Consider the following 24,018-nt stretch of genomic DNA (forward strand, 5'->3'; position numbering starts at 1 on the left):
CATGCAACCGAAGTCTTTACAAATGAAAAATTTTGGTCCATTCATTGATGAAAAATTGGATTTTAGTCAGCTGCAAGCTGGCGGGTTGTTTTTGATCAGCGGCAAAACTGGTGCAGGAAAAACGACGATTTTCGATGGAATGACGTTTGCCTTGTTCGATGAAACATCGGGGAATCTGCGCTCAGGCAAAGAAATGCGATCGATGTTTGCTTCACCAACCGAAGAGACCAGCGTCACGTTTACTTTTGAACATCAGCGTTTTACCTACCAGATCCAACGGAAACCGGAACAGACGTTAGCAAAAAAACGTGGTGACGGGGTCACCAACCAAACGGCAAAAGTTCAATTGACGATTTTTGACGCCGATGGCAAAGAGAAAAAGCAGATCAGTAAACGGACAGAAGTTGATGCGTTTATCAAGGATCTGCTGCAGCTGGATGCAAAACAGTTTTTTCAAATCATGATGTTGCCGCAAGGAGAATTTCGTAATTTTCTGATTGCCAGTAGTAACGAGAAAGAACGGGTTTTACGAAATCTATTTGGTACAGAAATGTACCAGCAATTTAATGAATGGCTAAAAGAGCAAGTCAAAGCACAAAGTAGAAAGCTTGAACATCAGCAACTAGTCGCTTCGCAGATCATGGAGCGTTTTGAATGGGAAGAAGTGCAAGAAGTTTTAACGGTTGCGGAATGTCTGACTTTATGGGCGCAAGATTTAGAGAAACAACAGATTCAACTTCAAAAGTTATTGCAGAGAAAAGACCAGGCAACGCAAGAAATGAAAGCTGCGCAAGATGCCTTTTACCGTGCAAAAGAAATCGAAAATGCTCGGATCGAATGGCAAGAACTACAAGAAAAAGCACAACTGTTGAATGCCAAAAAAAACGAGATCGATCAAAAAAAAGCACGATTGACCCAACTTGTGTGGGCGCTTGAACATCAAGAAATCATGCAGCAAAAAGAAGAACGCGTAAATGAAGCGCAGCAAGCAGCACAGCAAATCGACGAAACGAAGCAGCTGTTGCAAGATGTTCAGCGGCAACAAGTAAGCTGGCAAGAACAAAGACCGTTGATCGAAGAGACTAAGAAAAAGCATGAAGCTGCCAATCAAAGAAGCCAACAGATCCAGCAGCAGATTCCATTGGCGCAACGCACAGAAAAGCAGCGAGAAGAAGTGGCACAGCAGGAAAAAGCAGCACAGCAGCAAACGGGCAAATTGACCAAAATTACTCAAGTGCTTGCTAACACCAAAACACAAGAGCAGCAACTGGTAGAAAAAATTGAAACGTTAAGAACATTTCAAACAGAAGCATTAAAACTAGCTGAAACACAATTGCTAATTGAAAAATGGCAGCAAGCAAAGGCACTGGTTCGTGAAGCAGAGCAAAAAACAGGGGAACAACAACAAATTCATTCGGATTTGGTCCTTGAAAAACAGCAACTAGAAACATCTTTGCTAGAGCTGCAAAAAACGCTAAAACAAGAAACCAGTCAAAATGCTCGGATGCAAATTGCGCGGCTTCGTCTTTTATTGGAAGAAAATGAACCTTGTCCCGTGTGTGGATCATTGGATCATCCGAATGCACAGGAGCATACGACCTATCCCATTGAGGACATTCTTGCGAGTGAGCAAAGACTTGAGCAAATGCAAGAAAAATTGACGATAGTCCAACAGCAGGTATCGGCAAATCAAACGCTTCAAGAACAAGCGTTATTGCGGATCAATGAATGGCAAGCGACAAGCGTTTCGGCGGAAAAGCAAGCGGCTGCTGCTTGGAACGACGTTCAGCAGGCATACGCTAGGTTACAGCCTTTCGAAACGCAAGAGAAGCTTACTGAAGAAACGATTGCACAGGAATTAAAACAACGACAATCTCTCAATCAGCAAAAAGCCTCCTCTTACGAAGCAGCGCAAAAAACATATCAGGCTGTAAAGGGGCAATTGACAAAGTTAGATGAATCCTATCAGCAAGTCAGTGAGCAAGCAAAAAAGGCCGAAGAAGCGCGTCAACTTGCGGCAGGAAAATTGGCCTCTTTGCAAGAACAACTTGCTGGTGCTACTTACCAACAACTACAAGCCGATTTAACGTCAATTCATCTTTTACTAAGGGAATATACGCAACAAATCGAGGCGGATGCACGGCAAGAAGCACAGATCAAAGAGCAGCAAGCGATCCTTTCAGAGAAGTTGAAGAATGTACAACAATTTTTCGAAGAAAAGCAAGCCGCCAAGGCGAAAGCAGAACAACGGCTGATGCAACGATTGCAAGAAGCAGCGATGACTGAAGAAGCAATGCGGGAATTGATTGCCCAAGCTCCTCAAACAACCCTTCTGACAGAAGAAATCAAAACCTATGAGCAAGAAACGGCGTTTGTTCAACAGCGTCTGATATTGCTAGATACCCAATTAAAAGAGCAGGCGGCAATGGATTTAATCCAATTGGAAACGACCTACCTTCAGTTGCAGACTGTGATGGAGGAATTACAGCAAGAAACGGTTCGCAAACAGGAGAAGGTCAACAGCAATCAACGGTTATTTGACGAGTTGCAAGCCATTTATCAGAAAAATGTCGAAGAACTTGCCCAATTAGGCCAACTCCAACAGTTGGCAGAAACCATCAATGGCGAAAACACGAAGAAAACCAGCTTGGAACGGTATGTGTTGCAACAATTTTTGACGGAGATCTTAGAAGTCGCCAATGAACGCTTGTCCCGTTTGACCCGTGGCCGCTATCAATTTGAATTAGCGGATAAAGTTGGGAGCTATCGAAGCTCAACAGGCTTAGAAATTGACATCTATGACGATAATGCCGGTCAAGTCAGAAGAGCACATACACTGTCAGGCGGTGAAAGCTTTATTGCAGCCTTAGCGTTAGCAATCTCTTTAGCAGATGTGATCCAGCAACGAGCTGGCGGGATTGAGATCGAAGCACTTTTCATCGATGAAGGGTTTGGCTCGCTTGATGAAGAATCATTGGAAATGGCGATGGAAGCATTAGAAATGATCGAAAATGAAGGGCGCATGATTGGGATCATCAGTCATGTTCGAGAACTGCGGGCAAGGATCCTGCAGCAAGTTTTCGTAGAAACCAACGGCAGCGGGCAAAGCCGGATCCGAATAAAAGAATAAGGAGAGGAGGGCTCTTATGAAGTGGAGTATTCCAGAAAAAGTAATCGAGCGGGGGAGAACGTATCTTAATGAAGACCGTGTCCTGTCTGTCACCCCGGATAAAGAAAAAAATGTGTGGCATGCAGAAGTACTCGGAACAGAATTGTATTTAGTTACTTTGGATGCTACTGCCAAAGAAGTGGATTATTGCCAATGTCCCTATTGGGAAGAACATCATTATTGCAAACATACGGTGGCCGTCGAACTCTATTTACGCCAACAAGGAAAAACACGGAAAATCAATGAACAAACCCCCATCAAAAAAGCCTTTTCTGCTTCAGAGATGTTTTCCAATGGTTTTGCTCGCTTAGACAGCGAAAAGGAAGAGAGTAAACCATTACAGATTGAATTTCGGGTAGATACGATTGCGACAAATCCTTATCACCAAGAGATGGATATTTTAGGGGTCTCTTTGAAGGTCGGGCATCGCGGCACGGCCAGGACCTATGTCGTCAAAAACATTTATAAATTTTTACAGATGTATCAAGAGAACAAGCAATATGCGACCAATAAGCAACAGACCTTTTTGCTTTCTGCGGATGCTTTTGATGAGAAAAATCGAGCTTTATTGAATCGATTGACAGGAATCGCGCAAACCCAACAATTAATGGGGCAAGCGGGCATTCAAATCAATGGCAAACTTGACAAAAAATACTTGCTGCTGCCCGTTGAATTCGGCAAGGAACTGCTATTGCAATTCAATGATGTCTACACGCAAATCACCATTGGTGAAACCAAGGTCAGCCAAGTAGACTTCCAATCGGGGGAACCATTGACGTTTTCAGTTACAAAAGAAGCGGATCGTTTTCCGCTGCAGTTCGTAAAAGACTTCGACCACTTACTTAGTTATTATAACTGGGGGCTGTTGGACGGAACATTTTATGAATTGACTGTCGAGCAAAAGGAGATCTATGTCACGATGCAGCAGCTGTTTAAACGTTTTGAACAGCCAATCATTGATTATCCAAAAGAAGAGCTGGCGAATCTCTTTATGAAAGTTTTGCCTTATTTGCGAAAAATTGGGCGTGTCCAAGTGGCTCCTGAGGTTCAAAATGACATCGAAGAATCTGAATTGAAAGCAGTTTTCTCCTTGCGGAAAATCAAAGGTCAAGTAGATCTACAAGTTGATTTTACTTATGGAGAAGTCGTTTTTTCAAGTGATGAAAAACATCAATACATGCCAGAAAATCATCCAGAGATTTTACGTGATTTCCAACAAGAAGCACGAATCGAAGCCATTATTGAAACCTTTGGCTATCAAGCCAGCAGCAAAAATTGGCAAAAAAATCTACCACTAGGCGAGCAACTCTATACCTTTTTTACGAGAGAGATCCCGGTCTTGAGACAATTAGGGGAAGTGCGGATCGGCAAGAAGCTGCGGGAACTCTACCTTGATGCCCAGCATCATCGACCAGAAATCGTGATTGAAGAGAATGGTTCTTGGTTGGATATCAAGTTTGATGTTAGCGGCATTCAAGAATCAGAGATCAACGATGTTTTGCGGAGTCTGTTGCAATCTGCGCAATTTTATACCACAGAAAATGGTCAAGTTCTTTCGCTGGAGTCGGAAGAGTTTCAAGAAGCAAGTGCTGCCCTCAAAAAATTACGGCTCTCGTTAGATACGAAAAACGGGGCAATCCAAGTCCCATTGAATCAAGGGCTATTACTGCAAGAACAGTTTGCCGATCAAGCGAGTTTTAGTACAGGTTTTCAGCAAATGACGGAAGATTTGATCCATCCAGAAAACTTTGAGGCACAGTTGCCAGACAACTTGCATGCTGAGTTGCGGCAGTACCAAGAAGTTGGCTTTCGTTGGCTAAAAATGTTGAGCCATTATCAATTTGGCGGTATTCTTGCTGATGAAATGGGGTTAGGGAAGACCGTCCAAACCATTAGCTATTTGCTTTCTGAGAAACAAGAGCATCAAAAATTGAATGCATTGATCGTGGCACCAGCCAGTCTAACATTCAACTGGCAGCAAGAAATCAAACGGTTCGCACCTTCAATTTCAGCGACTGTCATCAGTGGAACGAAAGAAGAGCGAGAAGCGCAGATGGCGCAATCAGCGGATGTCCGAATTACTTCGTATGCAAGCTTGCGTCAGGACATTGATGCCTATCAAGCACTAGAGTTATCGTGTTTGATTTTAGATGAAGCACAGATGGTCAAAAACAGCGCGACCAAAACGGCACAGGCATTGCGATCCTTGGAAGTTCCGCAGCGGTTCGCCCTCAGTGGCACACCGATCGAGAACAATTTAGAAGAATTGTGGTCCTTGTTCCAAATGATTATGCCAGGCTTTTTCCCCAACAAGCAGAAATTTAAGGAACTGTCTACACAAGAAATTGCAAAAATGATCAAACCCTTCATTTTGCGAAGAGATAAAAAATCTGTGTTACATGATTTGCCGCAAAAGCTGGAAACAAATTATTACAGTGTCCTAACAGAGGAACAAAAGAAAATTTATTTGGCGTATTTGCGACAAATGCGAGAAGAAATCGCGCAAATGGATTCTACGTCTTTCCGCAAAAATCGGATCAGTATTTTAGCTGGCTTGACTCGTCTACGGCAAATCTGCTGTGACCCTCGATTATTCGTGGAGGACTACGAAGGGTCTTCTGGGAAACTTGAGCAGGTCAAAGATTTACTCTTAGCAGCCAAAGAAAATGGCCGTCGTGTCCTGCTATTTTCTCAGTTCACCAGTATGCTTTCGATTATTGAAGAAGAATTAGCCCAGGAAGGGTTTGAATCCTTCTATTTGCGTGGCAGCACACCGCCGCAAGATCGTTTGACGATGGTCAATGCTTTTAATAGTGGCGAAAAAGATGTCTTCTTGATCTCATTAAAAGCAGGAGGAACTGGACTAAATCTGACTGGTGCAGATACAGTGATTTTATACGATTTATGGTGGAACCCAGCAGTGGAAGAACAAGCCGCTGGACGAGCCCATCGGATTGGTCAAAAAAATGTAGTCGAAGTCTGGCGAATGATCGCCGAAGGAACCATTGAAGAACGAATGGATGCATTGCAACAAGAAAAACGTGAGCTTTTCCAAAAAGTGATCCAAGGCAATGAAACCCAGCTTCAACAAATGACCGAAGAAGATATTCGCTTAATTTTGAGTATCGGCGAAGAACATTAAGCATTCAAAAAAACATGGACCCGCTTGAAGCGAAGGTCCATGTTTTTTAGTTATAGGCGTATGCAGGAAGCTGCAAGAGGGCGTCAATACTTTCTTGGAGCTGCGAGAAAGCAGTGATCGACACATCGGGCAAATCTTCCAATCCATTAGGCGCCTGACGAAGACGATGATTGAACCACAAGGCTTGCCAACCGGCTTTTTTGCAGCCCACTACATCATTATCAAAGTTGTCACCTACGTACAGTGTTGTTTCTGGATCAAGAGCAAAGGCGGTTTCTGCCAATTGGTAAATTTCTAGCTCTGGTTTCTGATAACCGGTTGCTTGTGAAATGATCATATGCTCTGGTTTGATCCATCGAGTCAGTTGCAACTGATCCAATTTTTTTTGCTGGTGGTCAGTGGGACCGTTGGTAATAATTCCTAGTTTGACTGGCAATGTGGACAAATAGTTCAAAGTTGACTCAACTTCAGGATGCAGTGTGATGGCATCTAGTTCTTGTTCATAACACAGCTGAAACTTACAGCTTTCTTCTATTGTAATAGGTAAGTACCCTAAATCCGTTAATGAATGGGTCAGTCGAAAATAACGAAAATGATCTAGCGTCCATTCATTTGCCAATACCCGTCCAAACTGCTCATCACTGTGCACCCGAAACCGTAAGTAAAGAGCAGTTAAATCTTTGTGGGCTATTTGTGGGAAACATGAGGTTACGGCATTGTGAAATGGTTGTTGCTGGTCATATAAGGTATCATCGACATCAAAAAGAATACTAGTGATCAAAAAAGACACGCCTTTCAGAATTAGTGAAAATTTTCAGTTTGTTTTCGAATCAATCATAAGCCATTATTCCTGTAAAAAAAAGAGGAAAATCCCTGTAAAATAAAGGTTTTATTTACTGTTTTTAGAAATCCGCGTCTTTATAGGTTTTCAAAATTATAGTGAATTTTACCCATTTTCACATGTTTCTCATTTTGCATTTCTACTGAGAGTTGCTTATAATGATAGCTATTGAGGAGGGGGAAATGTGTTAAAAAGGTTTTTTCGTTATTATCGACCGTATCGGTCACTATTTATGCTAGATTTTACTTGTGCGGTATTTGCTGGTTTATTAGAACTGGCCTTTCCCGTTGCCGTCAACCAAGTAATCGATAAGATCATGCCCCAGAACAACTTTCGCTTGATACTATTGGCTTGCTTAGGCTTGTTCTTGTTTTATGTGATCAATACTGTGTTGCAATATATCGTGGTTTTTTATGGTCATAAACTTGGGGTCAATATTGAGACAGATATGCGTCAAGAACTGTTTCGACATCTGCAGACCCAATCTTTTGAATATTATGACAATCAAAAGACCGGCAAGCTGATCAGTCGCTTGACCACGGATCTCTTTGAAATCTCTGAAGTCGCTCACCATGGGCCAGAAGATGTTTTTATTACCATTATGACTTTGGTGGGGGCATTCCTATTGATGTTGAATATGCACGTTCAATTAGCGGTAGCGACATTTGCGTTGATTCCATTGATTACGATTGCCTTGGTTTTTTTCAATAAGAAAATGACCAAAGTCAATACACAGATCTATGACAACCTCGGTGAGTTCAACGCCGGAGTGGAAGCATCTGTTAGCGGCATTCGAGTGACCCAATCGTTTGCTAATGAAACGTTCGAACATAAACGCTTTGATGGATTGAGCGAAATCTATCGGCAATCGAAGATCCTTTTTTATAAGGTAATGGCGATCAGTTCAGCGTATAATTACTTTCTGATTCGCTTGATCAACTTGTTTGCTCTGATTTTTGGTGCTTACTACGTGATTCGTGGTGAACTGACGAATGGCCAGTTTGTTGGGTTTATTTTATTATCGAATGTCTTTGTTAGACCAATTGAGAAGGTCAATACGATGATTGAAAGCTATCCGAAAGGCATCGCTGGCTTCAAACGATTGACCGAAGAATTGGATAAAGAACCGACGATCAAAGACAAACCAGGGGCACGGGCTGTTCAATCATTAAAAGGGGATATCGTCTACCAAGATGTTTCTTTTTCCTATGCGGATGCGACGAAAGTCTTGAATCACATCGATTTATCGATCAAAGCTGGCGAGACGATCGCCTTCGTCGGGCAAAGTGGCTCAGGGAAAACCACGTTATGCAACTTGTTGCCGCGTTTTTATGAAGTCACTGAAGGCGCCATTACGATTGACGGCATCAATATTCAGGAGATGACCCTGGCTTCTTTACGTCAGCAGATTGGGACTGTGCAGCAAGATGTCTTTCTTTTCCCGGGAACGATTCGAGAAAATATTGCTTATGGCAAACTTGATGCAACAGAAGAAGAGATTTTAAAGGCAGTCAAATTAGCACACTTAGAAAAGGTCATCGATCAAATGACGGATGGGTTAGATACGGTCATCGGTGAACGAGGAGTCAAATTATCCGGTGGTCAAAAGCAGCGGGTAGCGATTGCTCGGATGTTCTTAAAAAACCCGCCGATTTTGATATTAGATGAAGCAACATCAGCGTTGGATACGGAAACCGAGCAAGTGATTCAAGAGTCATTGAATTCTTTGGCAGATGGCCGTACAACCTTGATCATTGCCCATCGCCTCGCAACGATCAAACATGCGACACGCATCATTGTCGTTAGTGATAAAGGCATCTTAGAAGAGGGGACCCATGAAGATTTGATGGCGAAAAAGGGACATTATCGCGCATTGCATGATGCGCAATTCGCTCGTGATGGAGAACCTTCTCTCCCTTAGAAGAAAGAAATGAACGATCAATCCAAGAAAACACTAGTCTTTTTATACTTTGTCAGGAAAAAGCATAAAAGACGGGTTTCTTAGGTTGATCGTTTTTCACTAAATTTTTGTGAGAAACCCTTTTCATTTATAAGCAGATATTCATTTCTCCTACTGTTTTATTGTCGATTATGACAGAAATGCTTGTATGGTTTTCTGATTAAAAAGGAATGTGATACAATGGAATCAAGAATGAAGACATTGGTTGAGAATCTTCTCTGGAAAAAATAACATATATTTTTATTGTAGCCCTGTCGTTTCCAAGGCAACAAGGGATCGTGAAATTTTTCCTTTGAAAACGATTGAGCCATGGACTTGGTTTTTTTCTCCATTTTTTTGATTACACATGTAATTACAGAGGGGAAATTAAAAAACGCGGGATTCAACTAAAAGAGTATTTTAATATTCTGACATCTTTTTGATACACCTTTGACACACTGTTGTATAAAAGAAGTAATATTAAAAAAAAATTTGATTTTTCTCATTTAAAAATAAACTTTTTGAGTGAAACCTTTTGCCTAAAAGGTTTCGCTTTTAATATAACTTTCGAGTTTTATTAAAAAATATGAGATTTAGACTAGATTTTTTTTAGTTAAACCTGTATAATTGAAATCAAGCGAGGGAACAGGACTTGCTTGATTGAAAATTAAAAAGGAGAGATGCACGTTGTTGACACTATACACTTCCCCAAGTTGCACATCTTGTCGCAAAGCTCGTGCGTGGTTACAAGAGCACGAAATCCCTTTTGTTGAAAGAAATATTTTTTCAGAACCGTTAAATATTTCTGAGCTTAAGGCAATTCTACAAATGACAGAAGATGGCACAGAAGAAATTATTTCCACCAGATCCAAAGTATTCCAAAAGTTGAATATGGATCTAGATGACCTGCCCCTAAAAGATTTATTGACACTTGTTCAAGAAAATCCAGGATTATTGCGTCGGCCAATTATGATCGATGAAAAACGATTGCAAGTTGGGTTTAACGAAGATGAAATTCGTCGGTTCTTACCTAGAGATGTTCGCCAACTGGAACTAAGACAAGCGCAATTAATGGCAGGCTTATAAATTTGACTTCATCGACTCGCTTTCTCGTAGAAAGTGAGTCTTTTTTTGAGTTTTTACGTTTTTCTTAAGAGGATATTCGTTTTCTCTTTACTTTTTATCAGGTTTCGATACAATGAACCTATAGTGAGTAGCAAAAGTGAGGTGTAGCTAATATGGAAATGGAACATATCAATGAGAACACCATTCGTGTATTGATCAAAAGTGAAGACTTAGCTGCGAGAGGCATCACTTTTCTTGACCTTCTAGGAAATCACAATGAAATTGAAAACTTCTTTTACAGTATTCTTGAAGAAGTTGATATTGACGAAGAATTTAAAGGCAGTGAAGCTGTAACTTTCCAAGTCTTGCCTAAAGGCGATGGGTTAGAATTGTTTATTAGCAAAAATCTTCCACCAGAAGGAATGGAAAATTTTGATGAGATGAACGATGAAGCGAATGAAGACATTACCGATATGTTGAAAAAACATGTGGCGGCTCAATTACAAGAGTCAGAGCAAGCAGAAGAAATCGGCAATCGTTTTGTATTCGAGTTGTTGCGATTCGAAGATATGATTCAATTGGCATCCGAAGTATATTTGGATTCCGTTGCAACCAATCTTTACCAAATGGGCAATCATTATTATATTGAAATTCGATTTATGGATGCAGATATTACTGATATTGAAGTGGAAAATGCACTTTCTTATTTGATGGAATTTGCCCAAAGGACTTCAGTGACGCCCGAAGTTTTATCAGAATACGGTGAGTTGATCATGGAAAACGATGCACTTGAATTGACTCGTTTCTATTTCAAGAATGATTAATGAATGAAAATCATTTCCAGCCAAGGACATTTTGACAATGTTTTTGGCTTTTTTAATTGTGTTTGACGAATCTGGCGTACCTCTTATTGAGGTGAGCCAGATGTTGAAAGCGTTGAACCAAAGAAAAGAAGTCATCCTAGCGAAAGGGGCAAAGAAATCCTCGGGCCCTTTTTATTGCCCAGGCTGTCAGAAAGAAGTGATTTTGAGGCAAGGACTTAAGCGACAGTCCCACTTTGCCCATCAAGCCACCACTGATTGTCAGACATACAGTGAAGGGGAGACGAAGGAGCACTTGGAAGCAAAACAACTTTTGTTTGAATGGTATCAAGAGATGGATATTGAACTTGAAGCCTACTTGCCGCAACTTCAGCAGCGACCTGATCTCTGTTACAAAAATATTGCCGTTGAAGTCCAGTGTTCTTCACTCAAGTTTTCACGATTTCTGGAACGAACCAGCACTTATTTAGCAAATGGTTATCAGCCTTGGTGGATCCTAGGGACCAAAATGTATCCGAAACGCCATTGGTCGCTTTTGGCAAAAGCCTGCTGTACTTATCAGTCTACTGGCTTTTGCTTGTGGCTCATTGATACGCGAAATCAGGCATTGGTGCGGCTGCACCAAATCAAATGGCACTATCAAGAAGGGGTAATCAGTCGACGAAGCGCTATACAAAAAGGGGAGCCATACAGGAAAGAGACACTTCGACCTTTGTACGAAGCAGATGAATCAGATACCCACCATTCTATTGAATGGGTAGCGGTCGATTATCGTTTGTGGGTGATTCGAAAACTGCGAAACAGACTGCCTAAAATCAGAGAGATTCAAGAAATAGTATACCCGTTGAATGGGAATGTCTCACAGTTGCCTCTTTGGTGCTATTGTGAAAGTCGGTTTGGCTTTTTATTTGAACACCACATACTGATTTTTCGCTTTCTCTATTTAAGTGAATGTCCCATTAGTTTTGAACAGTGGTTGATTCAGTTGAGGAAGCTCCATTGGCAATGGTGCTTTCCTTTGCTTGATCAAAGAGAAATATTGAGAGAAATCTTTCAAGAATGCCAATATTTAGAAAATTCGGTTTCTTTTTCAAGCCAATGATTTGGTTTCGTTGAAAAGTGTGATAAGATATTTTTAACCAATGAACAAGGAGTGAAGGGAATGTCAGAAACAAAACAATTACCAGCACGTGAATCGATTCCAGTCGAAAAAACGTGGGACTTAACGAAAATCTATGCCGATGATGCGGCTTTTGACATAGAATTTCAAGAAATCCAAGCACAGCTTAAAGAAGCTAGCAGTTACCAAGGCACTTTAGCAGATGGGCCACAAGCCTTCCTATCCGCTTTAGAATTTGTCTTAGATCTTTCTCGCCGTTTAGAGAAACTGTATGTTTACAGTCATTTGAAAAATGATCAAGATACCGCTAATACGACTTATCAAGGCTTATATGCGAAAGCCAGCAGTTTAGTTGCGCAAGTAAGTGAAGCCGTTGCTTGGTTTGATCCCGAATTATTGACGATGTCCGATGAAACGATTTGGGGCTATTTCGATCAAGAACCGAAACTAGCTGTTTATCGTCATATGATCGAAAAAACTATTAACGAGCGGCCCCATGTTTTGCCTGCCGATCAAGAAGCGCTATTGGCCGGAGCAGGCGAAATTTTTGGAGCATCCGGCAACATTTTTTCTGTTTTAAACAATGCTGATTTGGATTTTCCAGTAGTTGAAGACGAAAACGGGGAAAAAGTACAGCTATCTCATGGTGTATACGGTGAGTTGATGGAAAGCACGGATCGGTCTGTTCGGGAAGCGGCCTTTAAAGGTCTCTATGGCGTTTATGAGCAATTCCGCAATACCTTTGCCCAAACCTTAAGTACGAATATCAAAGCCCACAACTTTAAAGCCAAAGCCCGTAAATACGACTCGGCACGCCAAGCCGCTTTGAGTGCCAATCATATTCCTGAAAGTGTCTATGATACCTTAGTGGACGTCGTTAATCAGCATTTGCCATTATTACACCGATATATGGCATTAAGAAAACGCCTGTTGGCTGTCGACACGCTTCATATGTATGATGTGTACACGCCGATTTTAGGGGAAGCACCGATTCGCTATACCTATGAAGAAGCAGTCGAAAAAGCGAAAGAAGCGCTAAAACCATTAGGGGAAGAGTATCTAGCTGTAGTTGAAGAAGCCTTCAGCAATCGGTGGATCGATGTCGTTGAAAACAAAGGCAAACGCAGTGGTGCCTATTCTTCAGGTGCTTATGACACACTGCCTTATATCTTAATGAACTGGAATGATCGATTGGATCAACTCTTTACCCTCGTTCATGAAATGGGACACAGTGTGCATAGTTACTTCACACGGAATAACCAGCCTTATGCCTATGGGGATTACTCGATCTTCTTAGCAGAAATCGCTTCAACCACGAATGAAAATATTTTAACGGAATACATGCTTCGGACTGAGACTGATCCGCGGGTCAAAGCCTATGTCTTGAATCATTTTCTTGATGGATTCAAAGGAACGATTTTCCGTCAAACGCAATTTGCCGAGTTTGAACACTTCATGCACGTGGAAGATGCGAAAGGAACGCCGTTGACCAGTGAATTCTTAAGCGAGAACTATGCCGAGTTAAATGCAAAATACTACGGACCATCAGTTGAAAAAGATCCGGAGATTCGTCTTGAGTGGTCACGCATTCCGCATTTCTATTACAATTACTATGTTTACCAATATTCAACTGGTTTTTCGGCAGCTTCTGCTTTGGCGAAGAAAATCTTAGCTGGCGAACCGGATGCCTTAACTAACTATTTGAACTATTTGAAAGCCGGACGTAGTGATTATCCAATCGAAGTCATGAAAAAAGCAGGCGTAGATATGACGAAAGCAGATTATATTGAAGATGCAATGAAAGTATTTGAGCAACGCTTGAATGAATTGGAAGAACTCGTAAAAGAAATCGAAGCATAATTGAAAAGAGTACAAACCAGTCCGAAAAGGATTGGTTTGTTTTTTTTTGTTCCTCCCGCAATGAAAAACGCTGCGCAGCGAGCCAAACACAAGATCATCGTTTGGCTCGCTGCGCAGCGTCGCTATTGAATAGGGTTTCATAAAAGAATCAACCCTCGATCAATTTCATGAATAGTGGAAAGTTTTGGTGCTTTCAAAGACTGAGCTTTTTGCATAAATGTATCGAGTTCTGTTGCTGTACCACAGACGAGAGGAAGACTTCTCAGTTCCTCTGATCCTTCTAAAAGGACCCCATATTCTTCTTCACTTGAAAAATCATACACCACAGCAGAAGGTGTGATCGTGATGCCCATGTCTTTCGCTACCCTCTGATCGGTGGCAAAGTTCTTTTTCACTAACTCAGATGTACGATCTTCTAGGAACATCTCTAAATCACCATTCGTTTCTGAAAATAGATCTTTCACTAAGGTGTCACAATATTCCTGTTTTTCGATCCCTATCCGTTGTTGCAATTTCAATAAGAAATCCCGAGCAATTTTTTTTCCTTGCAACTGGGCTGCTTTATAATCCAATGACGCAGCATAGATTTGGTTGGTCTGTTCATTTCGCAAGACCAAATCCGCCTTATTCATGGACAAATAGTCCATTGAAACACCTACGGAAAACAAGTTAACGAAAGGCAGGATCTGCAAATGGATTTTTTTGCGGCTCGTGTTTAATTTGTTGAGAATCTCTTTTTCGATATCATAACAAATAGGCCCAATCGGATTAATAAATAAAAAAAGTTCGATCATTTGAATCTCTCCCCAATTAAGATTCTTGAGTAACTTGAAAAACAAAATAAGTATGTTTTATTAAATATAGCAAAAAAACGCGAAAAAAGTAAGCAAAAGGGCATCCTACAATGATTTTTCTTCAACGGCTCGAATGATCTTGTTTTTTGCTGGTCGGTAAGGAACACCAAAAGAATGCAATAACGATTGAAAGGCAAATTTTCCTTGAATTGGCTCACTGACTTCTAGCTCTAACTCATAATCATGCTGTTGACCATACCAGCTTTCATCCAAAGCAAGTAATCCTTCATTGATCGGAAATTCCGCCCGTTTCGTTTTTAATGCTGCGATCATGTGTAATGAATCAGGTTCGATATTCGCTGCTTTTAAGCGTTGAGCAACCACACCTGTTTTTAAAATTTTTTCTGACGCGATCAATGACGCTGCGGTTTCGATTGTCAAAGGATCAGTCGTTTCTAACAGACCGTGTTCAATGGGGGTCTTTAGCGTTAATTCTGCATTGGTAGGAGTCGTGCGAATGCGTAAGCCAAAATGCTTTTCTCGCAGTTTAAAGTCTTGCGTATCAAAGTAATAATTGGTTTGCGTCTTGAAGGCTTTTTCTGACAATTTGTAATAAGCAAGCAACTGGTGGTATTCTTTTTCCGTCAACATTGTTTTATATTCAATCTCTACTTGTTCGACCATTGATTTTCACTCTCTTTCTATTGCAAACATAGTGTACGCTGTTTCAGCTATTCCGTCAAAGAAACTAAACAAAGAAAAGCGGAAACGATTGGGGCAGACAAAAAAATCTTTTGTTTCTGCACTTCTGTCCATTCAGTTTTATTCCAAGAGTATGGTAGAATAAGAGGTATGTTATGAACAGAATCGAGGGAGAAGAATGATTCGAGATTGGGAAGAATTCTTAGCGCCTTATGAACAGGCGGTTTCAGAATTAAAAGTAAAATTAAGAGGCATAAGAAAACAATATCGGGAACAAAACAAACATGTTCCCATTGAATTTGTCACGGGGCGTGTCAAGCCAGTAGATAGCATTTTAACAAAAAGCAAATTACGAGGAATCGCACTGGATCGTCTTGAAGAAGAAATGTCTGACATCGCCGGTTTGCGAATCATGTGTCAGTTTGTGGAAGACATTCACCAAGTCGTTGAACTGTTGCGGACACGTAAAGACATGAAAGTCATTATTGAACGTGACTATATTACCAATAAAAAAGTCAGTGGTTACCGCTCGTATCATCTGGTGATCGAGTATCCAGTTCAATTGATCGATGGAGAAAAAATTATCTTAGCAGAGGTACAAATTCGTACACTGGCGATGAACTTTTGGGCAACGATTGAACATTCATTGAACTACAAATACCAAGGGGAATTTCCCGATGAAATTAGCGAGCGACTACGACGTTCGGCAGAAGCAGCCTACCAGCTAGATGAAGAGATGTCTAATATTCGTGAAGAGATCCAAGAGGCACAGCGGTTGTTTTCTCATGGGAAAGGCAAACGCGGCGGACATGACACGCCCAAGTTGCCGAAGGAGGAATCAGAATGAAAGGCATCCGCGTGGCAATCGTCCATAATCAAGAAAGCAAGTCAGTAGAAGTGACGAAGCGTTTAACTGTCCTCCTGGAGCAGTCTGAAAACAAGATCGATCAAGAGAACCCTGAATTAGTGATCTCTGTTGGTGGAGATGGTACGCTTCTTTCTGCTTTTCACTTGTTCAACCATAAGTTAGACCAAGTACAATTTTTAGGGGTCCATACGGGACACCTCGGCTTTTATACAGATTGGCGTGACTATGAATTGGATGAATTGGTAGAGTCTTTATGCAATGACCATCAAAAGAGTGTCAGTTATCCTTTATTGGATGTCCGAATCACTTATGCAAATGGCAAACCAGACAAGCATTTCCTGGCATTGAACGAATCAACGATCAAACGCGGCAATCGCACCATGGTTGCCGATATTTCTATTAAAGAAGACCTCTTTGAAAAGTTTCGCGGGGATGGCCTCTCGATCTCAACGCCAACCGGCTCAACTGCCTATAACAAAAGTGTTGGTGGGGCAGTATTGCACCCAAGTATCAATGCGTTTCAATTAGCAGAGATTGCTTCTTTGAACAATCGCGTCTTTCGGACACTTGGATCACCGATCGTCGTGGGTCATCACGAGTGGGTCAAAGTGCAACTGCAACAAAGTACCGACTATTTAGTGACGATTGATCAATTTACCATCGAGCAAGAAGAAATCGACGCAATCTATTACCGGATTGCCGATGAACGGATTCATTTTGCGTCTTATCGGCATATGCATTTTTGGAATCGTGTCAAAGATTCCTTTATTGGAGAAGAATAAACTCATGGAATTTACGTATCAATATACCGGACAAGGGCAGCAAGTCAAATATTTTTTGAAGGAACAAGGAGTATCCAAAGGTCTGCTAGCGAAAATAAAATTTCAAGGCGGAAAGATATTTGTGAACGACCACGAGCAAAACGTCTTGTTTTCTTTGGCGCAAAATGATAGGGTAACTATTGTAATTCCTCCTGAAGGGGAACATGAAACGATGCTGGCTGATCCGACACCTATTGAGATTGTGTATGAAGATGCCCATCTGTTAATCGTGAATAAGCCGGCTGGCATCTCATCGATTCCTGCGCAATATCATCCGACTGGCACGATGGCCAATCGAGTCAAGGCCTACTATCAAGCGCAACACTATGAAGATCAAGTGATCCATGTAGTGACTCGCTTAGACCGTGACACATCAGGATTGATGCTTTTTGCAAAACACGGCTTTGCCCATGCGAAGCTGGATAGCCAGTTACGGAAGAAGCAAGTTGTTAAAAAATATCAAGCCCTCGTTGCGGGAGATCTTTCCGCATTATCCGCCCATAGCGAGATCGATTTGCCTATCGCTAGGGACCTGACCTCGCTTTTGAAACGCAAGGTCAGTGAAGAAGGAAAAGAGGCACGTACGGAGTATTGGCTAAAACAGCGCAATTCAGATTGCGCATTAGTCGACATTCAACTACACACAGGCCGGACACATCAAATAAGGGTCCATTTTTCTGCAATCGGTTGTCCCTTACTAGGAGACGAGATGTATGGGGGACCAATGGCTTTTGGGATCAGACGACAGGCACTTCATTGCTGTCAGCTGCAATTCCAGCATCCCTTTACGAATGAACCGTTGGCTTTTGAACTGCCTTTACCTGCAGACATGGCCGCTGTTTGTTCAGCTATCGATAAGCAATAACAAATGAGGTGAAGAGATTGGATGAAAATCAAGAATTAACCGAACGATTTGATCAACTGAATCAAGCACTAAAAGACAATGATATCCAGGGATTTCGTGAGGCATTCTTGGATCTGCATATCTACGAGCAGGGTCAATTCTACCAATCTCTAGAAGCAGACGATCGACAAATCGTCTATACGTATCTATCGCCGAAAGAATTGGCAGACATGTTTGACGTCATTGAAGAAGACGATGAAAACATGGTGGACTATCTTTCAGAAATGCGGCCGGCATATGCTGCAACGATGTTAGCAGAGATGTATACCGATAATGCTGTCGATCTACTGAATACATTGGACAAGAAACAAACGGCCAAATATTTGAGTCTGATGACTGCTGAAGCCGCTAGCGAGATCAAAGAACTATTGCATTATGAAGATGAAACAGCTGGATCATTGATGACAACCGAGTTTGTTTCCATTGTTGCCAACCAAACGGTTCGTTCAGCGATGTATGTCTTAAAAAATGCCGCAGATGTTGCTGAGACGATTTATTATATTTACGTCGTGGATACCGACAACAAACTTGTGGGCGTTATTTCTTTAAGAGACTTGATCATCAATGATGAAGATACCATGATTGCTGATATTTTGAACGAGCGGGTGATGTCGGTTCATGTTGGAGATGACCAAGAGGATGTCGCTCAGACCTTCCGGGATTATGACTTTCTCGCATTGCCAGTCACCGATTATGACGATCACCTATTAGGGATCGTGACCGTCGATGATATCATCGACGTTATCGATGATGAAGCAGCCAGTGATTACTCGGGTTTGGCAGGGGTCAATGTAGAAGAAGTCAGTGAAAACCCGATCAAAGCTTCTTCGAGAAGGTTACCTTGGCTCATCACCTTACTCTTTCTCGGAATGGCAACCGCCAGTTTAATCAGCCATTATGAAGAGTTAGTTAGTGAAGCAAGTATTCTCGCCGTCTTTATCTCACTGATCACCGGAACTGCCGGCAATGCCGGTACCCAATCTTTAGCGGTAGCCGTACGCCGCTTGGCGATCAATGATGATAAAGAAAATAGCTTTATGAAAACAGTGGTCGGTGAGGTGCTTACAGGACTTTTCACAGGAGCTATTACCGGATTGACGATTTTTGCTATTGTGGCTGTCTGGAAACAAAATCCGATTCTAGGGTTTGTGATCGGGATGGCTATGATGTGTGCCATCACAGTAGCCAACTTAGCGGGAAGTTTGATTCCGATGCTAATGGATAAGCTTGGGTTTGATCCGGCAGTGGCGAGCGGTCCGTTTATTACGACCCTCAGTGATTTGACCAGTGTTTTGATCTATTTCAATATTGCCAGTCTTTTTATGAACTATTTTATTCAATGAATAAAAAATAAAAGCAAGCCGATGATTTTTCTTCGAGTGAAGAATCATTGGCTTGCTTTTTAATTTTTTGGTTTTGGCAACACCCCAGAAGGAGAGACGCCATAAAGTTTTTTAAAAGACTTGCTAAAGTGATAGGCATCTTGATAGCCAACTGCAGAGGCGACTTCCTTGATCGTGAGGTTGTCATTTTTTAGCATGTCTTTGGCGCGTTTTAGGCGGATTTCTATCAAATAGTTAATGGGGCTGACCCCTGTCGCTTCTTTAAAAATCTTGGAAAGGTACGTCGGGCTGAGAAATTGATCTTGTGCCAGTTTTTCCAAGGTGATTTCTTCTTTATAATGATTTTCCAAATAATAGACGGTATAGTTGACGATTTGTTGTTGTCTTCTTTGGCTTTTGGAAAGGTAAGGAACGACATTGATGTGGTCTTCATTTAGTCCGCGTAAAATATAGACGAGCATCTCCATCAAGACAGCTTTTTGCATCAACTGAAACTCATCCCGCTCTTCACTGCTTTCTCGCACCAACTGCCACGCTTTTTCCAAAACTTGATGATGGTATTTGCCTAATTCTAACAATGGGTGCTTGTTGGGGAAAAAATTTCGCTTGAATCCTTCCAAGGAAATATTCTTCAGTCCAATATGCAACTGGTGGGAGCGAGTGCCTTTAGGCTGTAACTCGCAGTGGTCGACACCAGGATTAAAAAGCATGACACTGCCAGCACGAATTTTCTTCGCTGGTTCTTTTTCAAAATAATACGTACTTTCTCCTTCTAACAAGACGCTGATTTCTAAAAAGTCATGATGGTGCATTTCTCCATGACTTTCTGCTTGCGTCCATGGGTCAAAGAGATAGATGATTTCGGGATTGAAGGTTCGAGGGTTAACTAAATTCATGGCTGATTCACTCCAATTGGGTGCCCATCTCCGATAAAAAAAGGGAATGGTGCTTCTTACTAATATTTTACATCAAAATGAGTAAGAAAAACCATTCAAATCGCTTTTCAAAACGCTAAGCTTAACAACGAGAGGGGGAATTAGATGAGTAATACACAATGGATCTGGCGCTATGCCAAAAAGAACCGCGGAAAAATCATATTGGCGATCCTGTTTTTAGTGATCAATGCAGCGCTGATCATTGTTAATCCGTACTTGGGAGGAATGGTGATCGATGATGTCATCAATCAGCAAAAAACGCACTTATTGATTCCATTACTGTTGATCATGATCGCAACGACCGTCATTCGCACCATTGTCCGCTATAGTTATCAAATTTTATTTGAACGGGTCGGACAAAATACGCTATACGATTTACGGGAAGACTTGTATCAGAAACTGCAGGAATTGGATTTCGACTTTTTTAATCACACACGGGTTGGAGATATTATGGCACGAATGACCGGGGATACTGATGCCATACGCCACTTTGTTTCTTGGGTGACCTATAATATCGCTGAATGTATCTTGTGGTTCTTTTCTGCGGTGGTGGTCATGAGCTTTATTGATTGGAAATTGATGTTGACATTGGTGGCTGTCACACCGATCATTTTTCTGTTGACGAATCGCATGTCTAAAAAAGCACACCCACTGTTTTTTGATATTCGTGAGAGCTTTTCGCGCTTGAACTCAATGGTAGAAGAAAATATTGGCGGCAATCGGGTGGTGAAAGCTTTTGCTCGTGAAAATTTTGAGATCGAAAAATTTCGCTCGTACAACGAAGATTTTAAGACCCGCAACATGGCATCTGCCAAAGTTTCCCGCACTTATCTGCCATGGCTTGATGGCTTAGCAGGAAGTTTGTCAGTCATTGCCTTAGTCTTAGGCGGAATTTTCGTAATCAATGGGGAGATGACATTAGGTGATCTCGTTGCATTTAATGGCTATCTATGGATGTTGAATAACCCTATGCGTATGAGCGGTTGGTTGATCAACGATGTTCAGCGATTTTCTGCAGCTTGTATCAAAATTCGACAAATGCTAGCACAAGAATCGAAAATACCGGTTCACAAACAAGAAAAATTAGAACCGATCAATGGGTTTGTGGAATTCAAAGATGTCTCGTTCCACTTTTCAGATGACCCGGATCAAAATGTGTTGGAAAACATCAACTTCACCATCGGGCCGGGACAAACGTTAGGGATTTTAGGCGAAACCGGCTCAGGAAAAACGACCTTAGTGAATTTAGTCGGACGTTTTTATGACCCGACTGAAGGGGAAGTATTGATTGATGGAAAAAATGCCAAAGAGTATCCTGTGCGCCAAATGCGGGAAAACATTTCAATGGTGATGCAAGATGTCTTCTTGTTTTCTAATACCATCTCTGACAATATTGCTTTTGGAAATCCTTTAGCAGATGAAGGCTTTATTCGGCAAATGGCCGTAGTCGCCGATGCAGATACCTTTATTTCTCGAATGCCTCAAGGCTACGAGACGATTGTCGGTGAACGAGGCGTCGGACTTTCTGGCGGACAAAAACAACGGATCTCTCTTGCGAGGGCCTTAGCCAAAGATCCATCGATCTTGATTTTGGATGACACGACGTCTGCCGTCGATATGGAGACAGAATCGAAGATCCAACAAGAGCTGACAAAATTAACAGGAGAGAAAACGACGTTCATCATTGCGCATCGCATCTCCTCCGTTCGAGAAGCCGATCAGATCTTGATGATGGAAAAAGGGCGGGTCGTTGAACAAGGCACCCACGAAGAACTTGTCAAACTGCGAGGTAAATACTATGAAGTGTATCAAAAACAATTAGGTTTGTCAGGAGGTGAAGACGATGGCGAGAAATAAATTTGATGTGGATGAGGAATTAGACCAGGAATTTAGCTGGAAGGATTTCAAGCGTTTGTCCCAATACGTCGTACCGTATAAAAAAAGTATTGGAAAAGTACTATTTACGATCATCCTAGCAAACTTAGCAGGAATGCTGGCGCCCGTTTTCACGAAGATCGCTATCGACTCATCGATTCCTGAGAAAAATGTCAATCAATTGCTGCTTTTAGGAGCTGCCTTTTTAGTGACCTTGATCGTTATTGGCGTCTGCATGCGTTATCGTATTTACCATATCACGAATATTGGGCAAGATGTTTTGAAGGATATGCGCTTTGATATTTTTGAACATCTGCAGCGGCTGCCGTTTTCTTATTTTGATACAAGGCCCCATGGCAAGATCTTGATCCGCATCGTAAACTACATCAATACACTGAGTGACCTGTTGAGTAATGGCCTGATCAATTTGATTTCCGATGTTTTCAACGTCATCATCACCTTGATCTTTATGTTTGCGATCGACTTCAAATTGACCCTATATTCCCTTGCGTTGCTGCCAATTTTGTTCATCATGGTGATGGTAATCAAAAATAACCAGCGCAAAGCCTATCAGGAGTTGAGTAATAAACAGTCCAATTTAAATGCTTACATTCATGAAAGTATTGCCGGCATCAAGATTACCCAATCCTTCGCACGGGAAGAAGAAAATGCAGAGATTTTCCAAGAAGTCAGCAATGATTATCGGACTTCCTGGATGAAAGCTGTCAAAATTCAGTTTCTCATGTGGCCTGGGGTGCAAAACATTTCAGTCATTACGACTTGTTTGATTTATTTTGTCGGCATTCGCCAAATTGGTGTCGCTGTCAGCACAGGTACTCTGATCGCTTTTATCAGTTATATCAATAATTTCTGGAATCCAGTCATCAATATCGGGAATTTTTATAATTCTTTGATTACAGCAACAGCCTATCTTGAACGGATTTTTGAAACGATGGATGAAGTCCCAGATATCGAAGACAAACCAGATGCAAAAGTATTGCCGACGATGAAAGGGACCGTTGATTTTGAACACGTGACCTTCCGATACGAAGAAGGCAAAAACATTCTTTCTGATGTCAATTTCCACATCGAACCCGGGGAAAGCATTGCCTTGGTTGGCCCTACTGGTGCAGGGAAGACCACGATCATCAATTTGCTGAGCCGCTTTTATGATGTCAATGAAGGCAGTGTTAAAGTAGATGGGATGGACGTTCGTGACGTGACGCTGGAATCGCTGCGTTCACAAATGGGGGTCATGCTGCAAGATACTTTTATTTTCTCAGGAACGATCATAGAGAATATTCGCTATGGAAAATTAGATGCAACAGAAGAAGAGATCATCGAAGCAGCGAAAATCGTCCGTGCTCACGACTTTATCACGGAGTTGAAAGACGGCTATCAAACCGTCGTCGAAGAACGAGGAAGCACTTTATCTGCAGGGCAACGGCAACTGATTTCCTTTGCCCGAGCGTTGTTGGCTGATCCAAAAATTTTGATCTTAGATGAAGCGACCTCAAGTATCGATACGAAGACAGAAGAATTGCTGCAAGAAGGATTGTTGAAGCTGCTAGAAGGCAGAACCTCCTTTATCATTGCTCACCGGCTGTCCACGATCAAAAATTCTGATCGAATCTTTTACGTGGCGGGGGGAACGATCGCTGAATCTGGTAACCATGATCAGCTAATGGCACAAAAAGGCTTGTACCACCATTTGTATCAATCACAATACGACTTACTGCAAGCCATATAAAAAGAATCCCCACAAATGATGCGTTACCATCGTTTGTGGGGGTTTCTTTGCGTGATTCTTTTGTGTCCC

At 41.7% G+C, this 24,018-nt stretch carries 17 protein-coding genes; 13 read left to right on the forward strand and 4 right to left on the reverse strand.

Annotated elements, in window-relative coordinates:
• Position 1 precedes the first annotated feature (1 nt).
• Positions 2 to 3,130, forward strand: a complete 3,129-nt coding sequence (locus IGJ26_RS06305; protein WP_194199453.1) for an SbcC/MukB-like Walker B domain-containing protein — start codon at positions 2 to 4, stop codon at positions 3,128 to 3,130.
• A gap of 16 nt (positions 3,131 to 3,146) precedes the next feature.
• On the forward strand, positions 3,147 to 6,311 hold the full coding sequence (locus tag IGJ26_RS06310; RefSeq protein WP_194199454.1) for a DEAD/DEAH box helicase: 3,165 nt from the start codon (positions 3,147 to 3,149) through the stop codon (positions 6,309 to 6,311).
• A 46-nt stretch (positions 6,312 to 6,357) separates the two neighbouring features.
• Here IGJ26_RS06310 and IGJ26_RS06315 read toward each other — a convergent pair whose 3' ends face one another.
• A complete protein-coding gene (locus IGJ26_RS06315; protein WP_086299586.1) occupies positions 6,358 to 7,092 on the reverse strand; it encodes an HAD family hydrolase in 735 nt (244 codons plus the stop codon).
• 244 nt (positions 7,093 to 7,336) lie between these two features.
• Between IGJ26_RS06315 and IGJ26_RS06320 the strand changes: the two genes are divergently transcribed.
• The 5 genes from IGJ26_RS06320 to pepF all read left to right on the forward strand — a co-directional run bounded on the left by IGJ26_RS06320 (position 7,337) and on the right by pepF (position 13,957).
• Complete coding sequence (locus IGJ26_RS06320; protein WP_005236757.1) at positions 7,337 to 9,073, forward strand: ABC transporter ATP-binding protein; 1,737 nt, start codon at positions 7,337 to 7,339, stop codon at positions 9,071 to 9,073.
• A gap of 705 nt (positions 9,074 to 9,778) precedes the next feature.
• Positions 9,779 to 10,177, forward strand: a complete 399-nt coding sequence (gene spxA, locus IGJ26_RS06325; protein ID WP_003127030.1) for a transcriptional regulator SpxA — start codon at positions 9,779 to 9,781, stop codon at positions 10,175 to 10,177.
• Positions 10,178 to 10,329: 152 nt separating this feature from the next.
• On the forward strand, positions 10,330 to 10,980 hold the full coding sequence (locus IGJ26_RS06330; protein ID WP_005236753.1) for an adaptor protein MecA: 651 nt from the start codon (positions 10,330 to 10,332) through the stop codon (positions 10,978 to 10,980).
• A gap of 100 nt (positions 10,981 to 11,080) precedes the next feature.
• Positions 11,081 to 12,079: a competence protein CoiA gene (locus IGJ26_RS06335; protein WP_042890434.1), complete on the forward strand. Its 999-nt coding sequence runs from the start codon at positions 11,081 to 11,083 to the stop codon at positions 12,077 to 12,079.
• A 60-nt stretch (positions 12,080 to 12,139) separates the two neighbouring features.
• Positions 12,140 to 13,957, forward strand: coding sequence for an oligoendopeptidase F (gene pepF / locus IGJ26_RS06340; protein WP_086372733.1), 1,818 nt, complete (start codon positions 12,140 to 12,142; stop codon positions 13,955 to 13,957).
• 137 nt (positions 13,958 to 14,094) lie between these two features.
• On the opposite strand, the gene IGJ26_RS06345 is transcribed toward pepF, so the two are convergent.
• Positions 14,095 to 14,751: a DsbA family protein gene (locus IGJ26_RS06345; RefSeq protein ID WP_008379746.1), complete on the reverse strand. Its 657-nt coding sequence runs from the start codon at positions 14,749 to 14,751 to the stop codon at positions 14,095 to 14,097.
• A 105-nt stretch (positions 14,752 to 14,856) separates the two neighbouring features.
• Entirely contained in the window at positions 14,857 to 15,435 is a 579-nt protein-coding gene (locus IGJ26_RS06350) for a CYTH domain-containing protein (RefSeq protein ID WP_008379748.1), read from the reverse strand.
• A gap of 196 nt (positions 15,436 to 15,631) precedes the next feature.
• On the opposite strand from IGJ26_RS06350, the gene IGJ26_RS06355 reads away from it, so the two are divergent.
• The 4 genes from IGJ26_RS06355 to mgtE are packed head-to-tail and all read left to right on the forward strand — an operon-like array spanning position 15,632 to position 19,389.
• Positions 15,632 to 16,300 (forward strand): GTP pyrophosphokinase, encoded by a 669-nt coding sequence (locus IGJ26_RS06355; RefSeq protein WP_005236729.1) that lies wholly within the window; start codon positions 15,632 to 15,634, stop codon positions 16,298 to 16,300.
• A gap of 5 nt (positions 16,301 to 16,305) precedes the next feature.
• A complete protein-coding gene (locus IGJ26_RS06360) occupies positions 16,306 to 17,103 on the forward strand; it encodes an NAD kinase (RefSeq protein ID WP_301280263.1) in 798 nt (265 codons plus the stop codon).
• 4 nt (positions 17,104 to 17,107) lie between these two features.
• Positions 17,108 to 18,007, forward strand: coding sequence for an RluA family pseudouridine synthase (locus tag IGJ26_RS06365; RefSeq protein ID WP_034872214.1), 900 nt, complete (start codon positions 17,108 to 17,110; stop codon positions 18,005 to 18,007).
• Positions 18,008 to 18,024: 17 nt separating this feature from the next.
• Positions 18,025 to 19,389 carry a magnesium transporter gene (gene mgtE, locus IGJ26_RS06370; RefSeq protein WP_005229714.1) on the forward strand — a complete coding sequence of 455 codons (1,365 nt, stop codon included), beginning with the start codon at positions 18,025 to 18,027 and terminating at the stop codon, positions 19,387 to 19,389.
• A 59-nt stretch (positions 19,390 to 19,448) separates the two neighbouring features.
• Here mgtE and IGJ26_RS06375 read toward each other — a convergent pair whose 3' ends face one another.
• Complete coding sequence (locus IGJ26_RS06375) at positions 19,449 to 20,285, reverse strand: AraC family transcriptional regulator (RefSeq protein ID WP_005236722.1); 837 nt, start codon at positions 20,283 to 20,285, stop codon at positions 19,449 to 19,451.
• Positions 20,286 to 20,429: 144 nt separating this feature from the next.
• Between IGJ26_RS06375 and IGJ26_RS06380 the strand changes: the two genes are divergently transcribed.
• Entirely contained in the window at positions 20,430 to 22,181 is a 1,752-nt protein-coding gene (locus IGJ26_RS06380; protein WP_016613253.1) for an ABC transporter ATP-binding protein, read from the forward strand.
• Positions 22,168 to 23,949: an ABC transporter ATP-binding protein gene (locus IGJ26_RS06385; RefSeq protein WP_005236718.1), complete on the forward strand. Its 1,782-nt coding sequence runs from the start codon at positions 22,168 to 22,170 to the stop codon at positions 23,947 to 23,949. Before IGJ26_RS06380 ends, IGJ26_RS06385 begins: the two co-directional genes overlap by 14 nt.
• Positions 23,950 to 24,018: the final 69 nt, after the last annotated feature.

The organism is Enterococcus sp. AZ095a (assembly GCF_050546735.1).
Classification (GTDB): domain Bacteria; phylum Bacillota; class Bacilli; order Lactobacillales; family Enterococcaceae; genus Enterococcus_D; species Enterococcus_D entomosocium.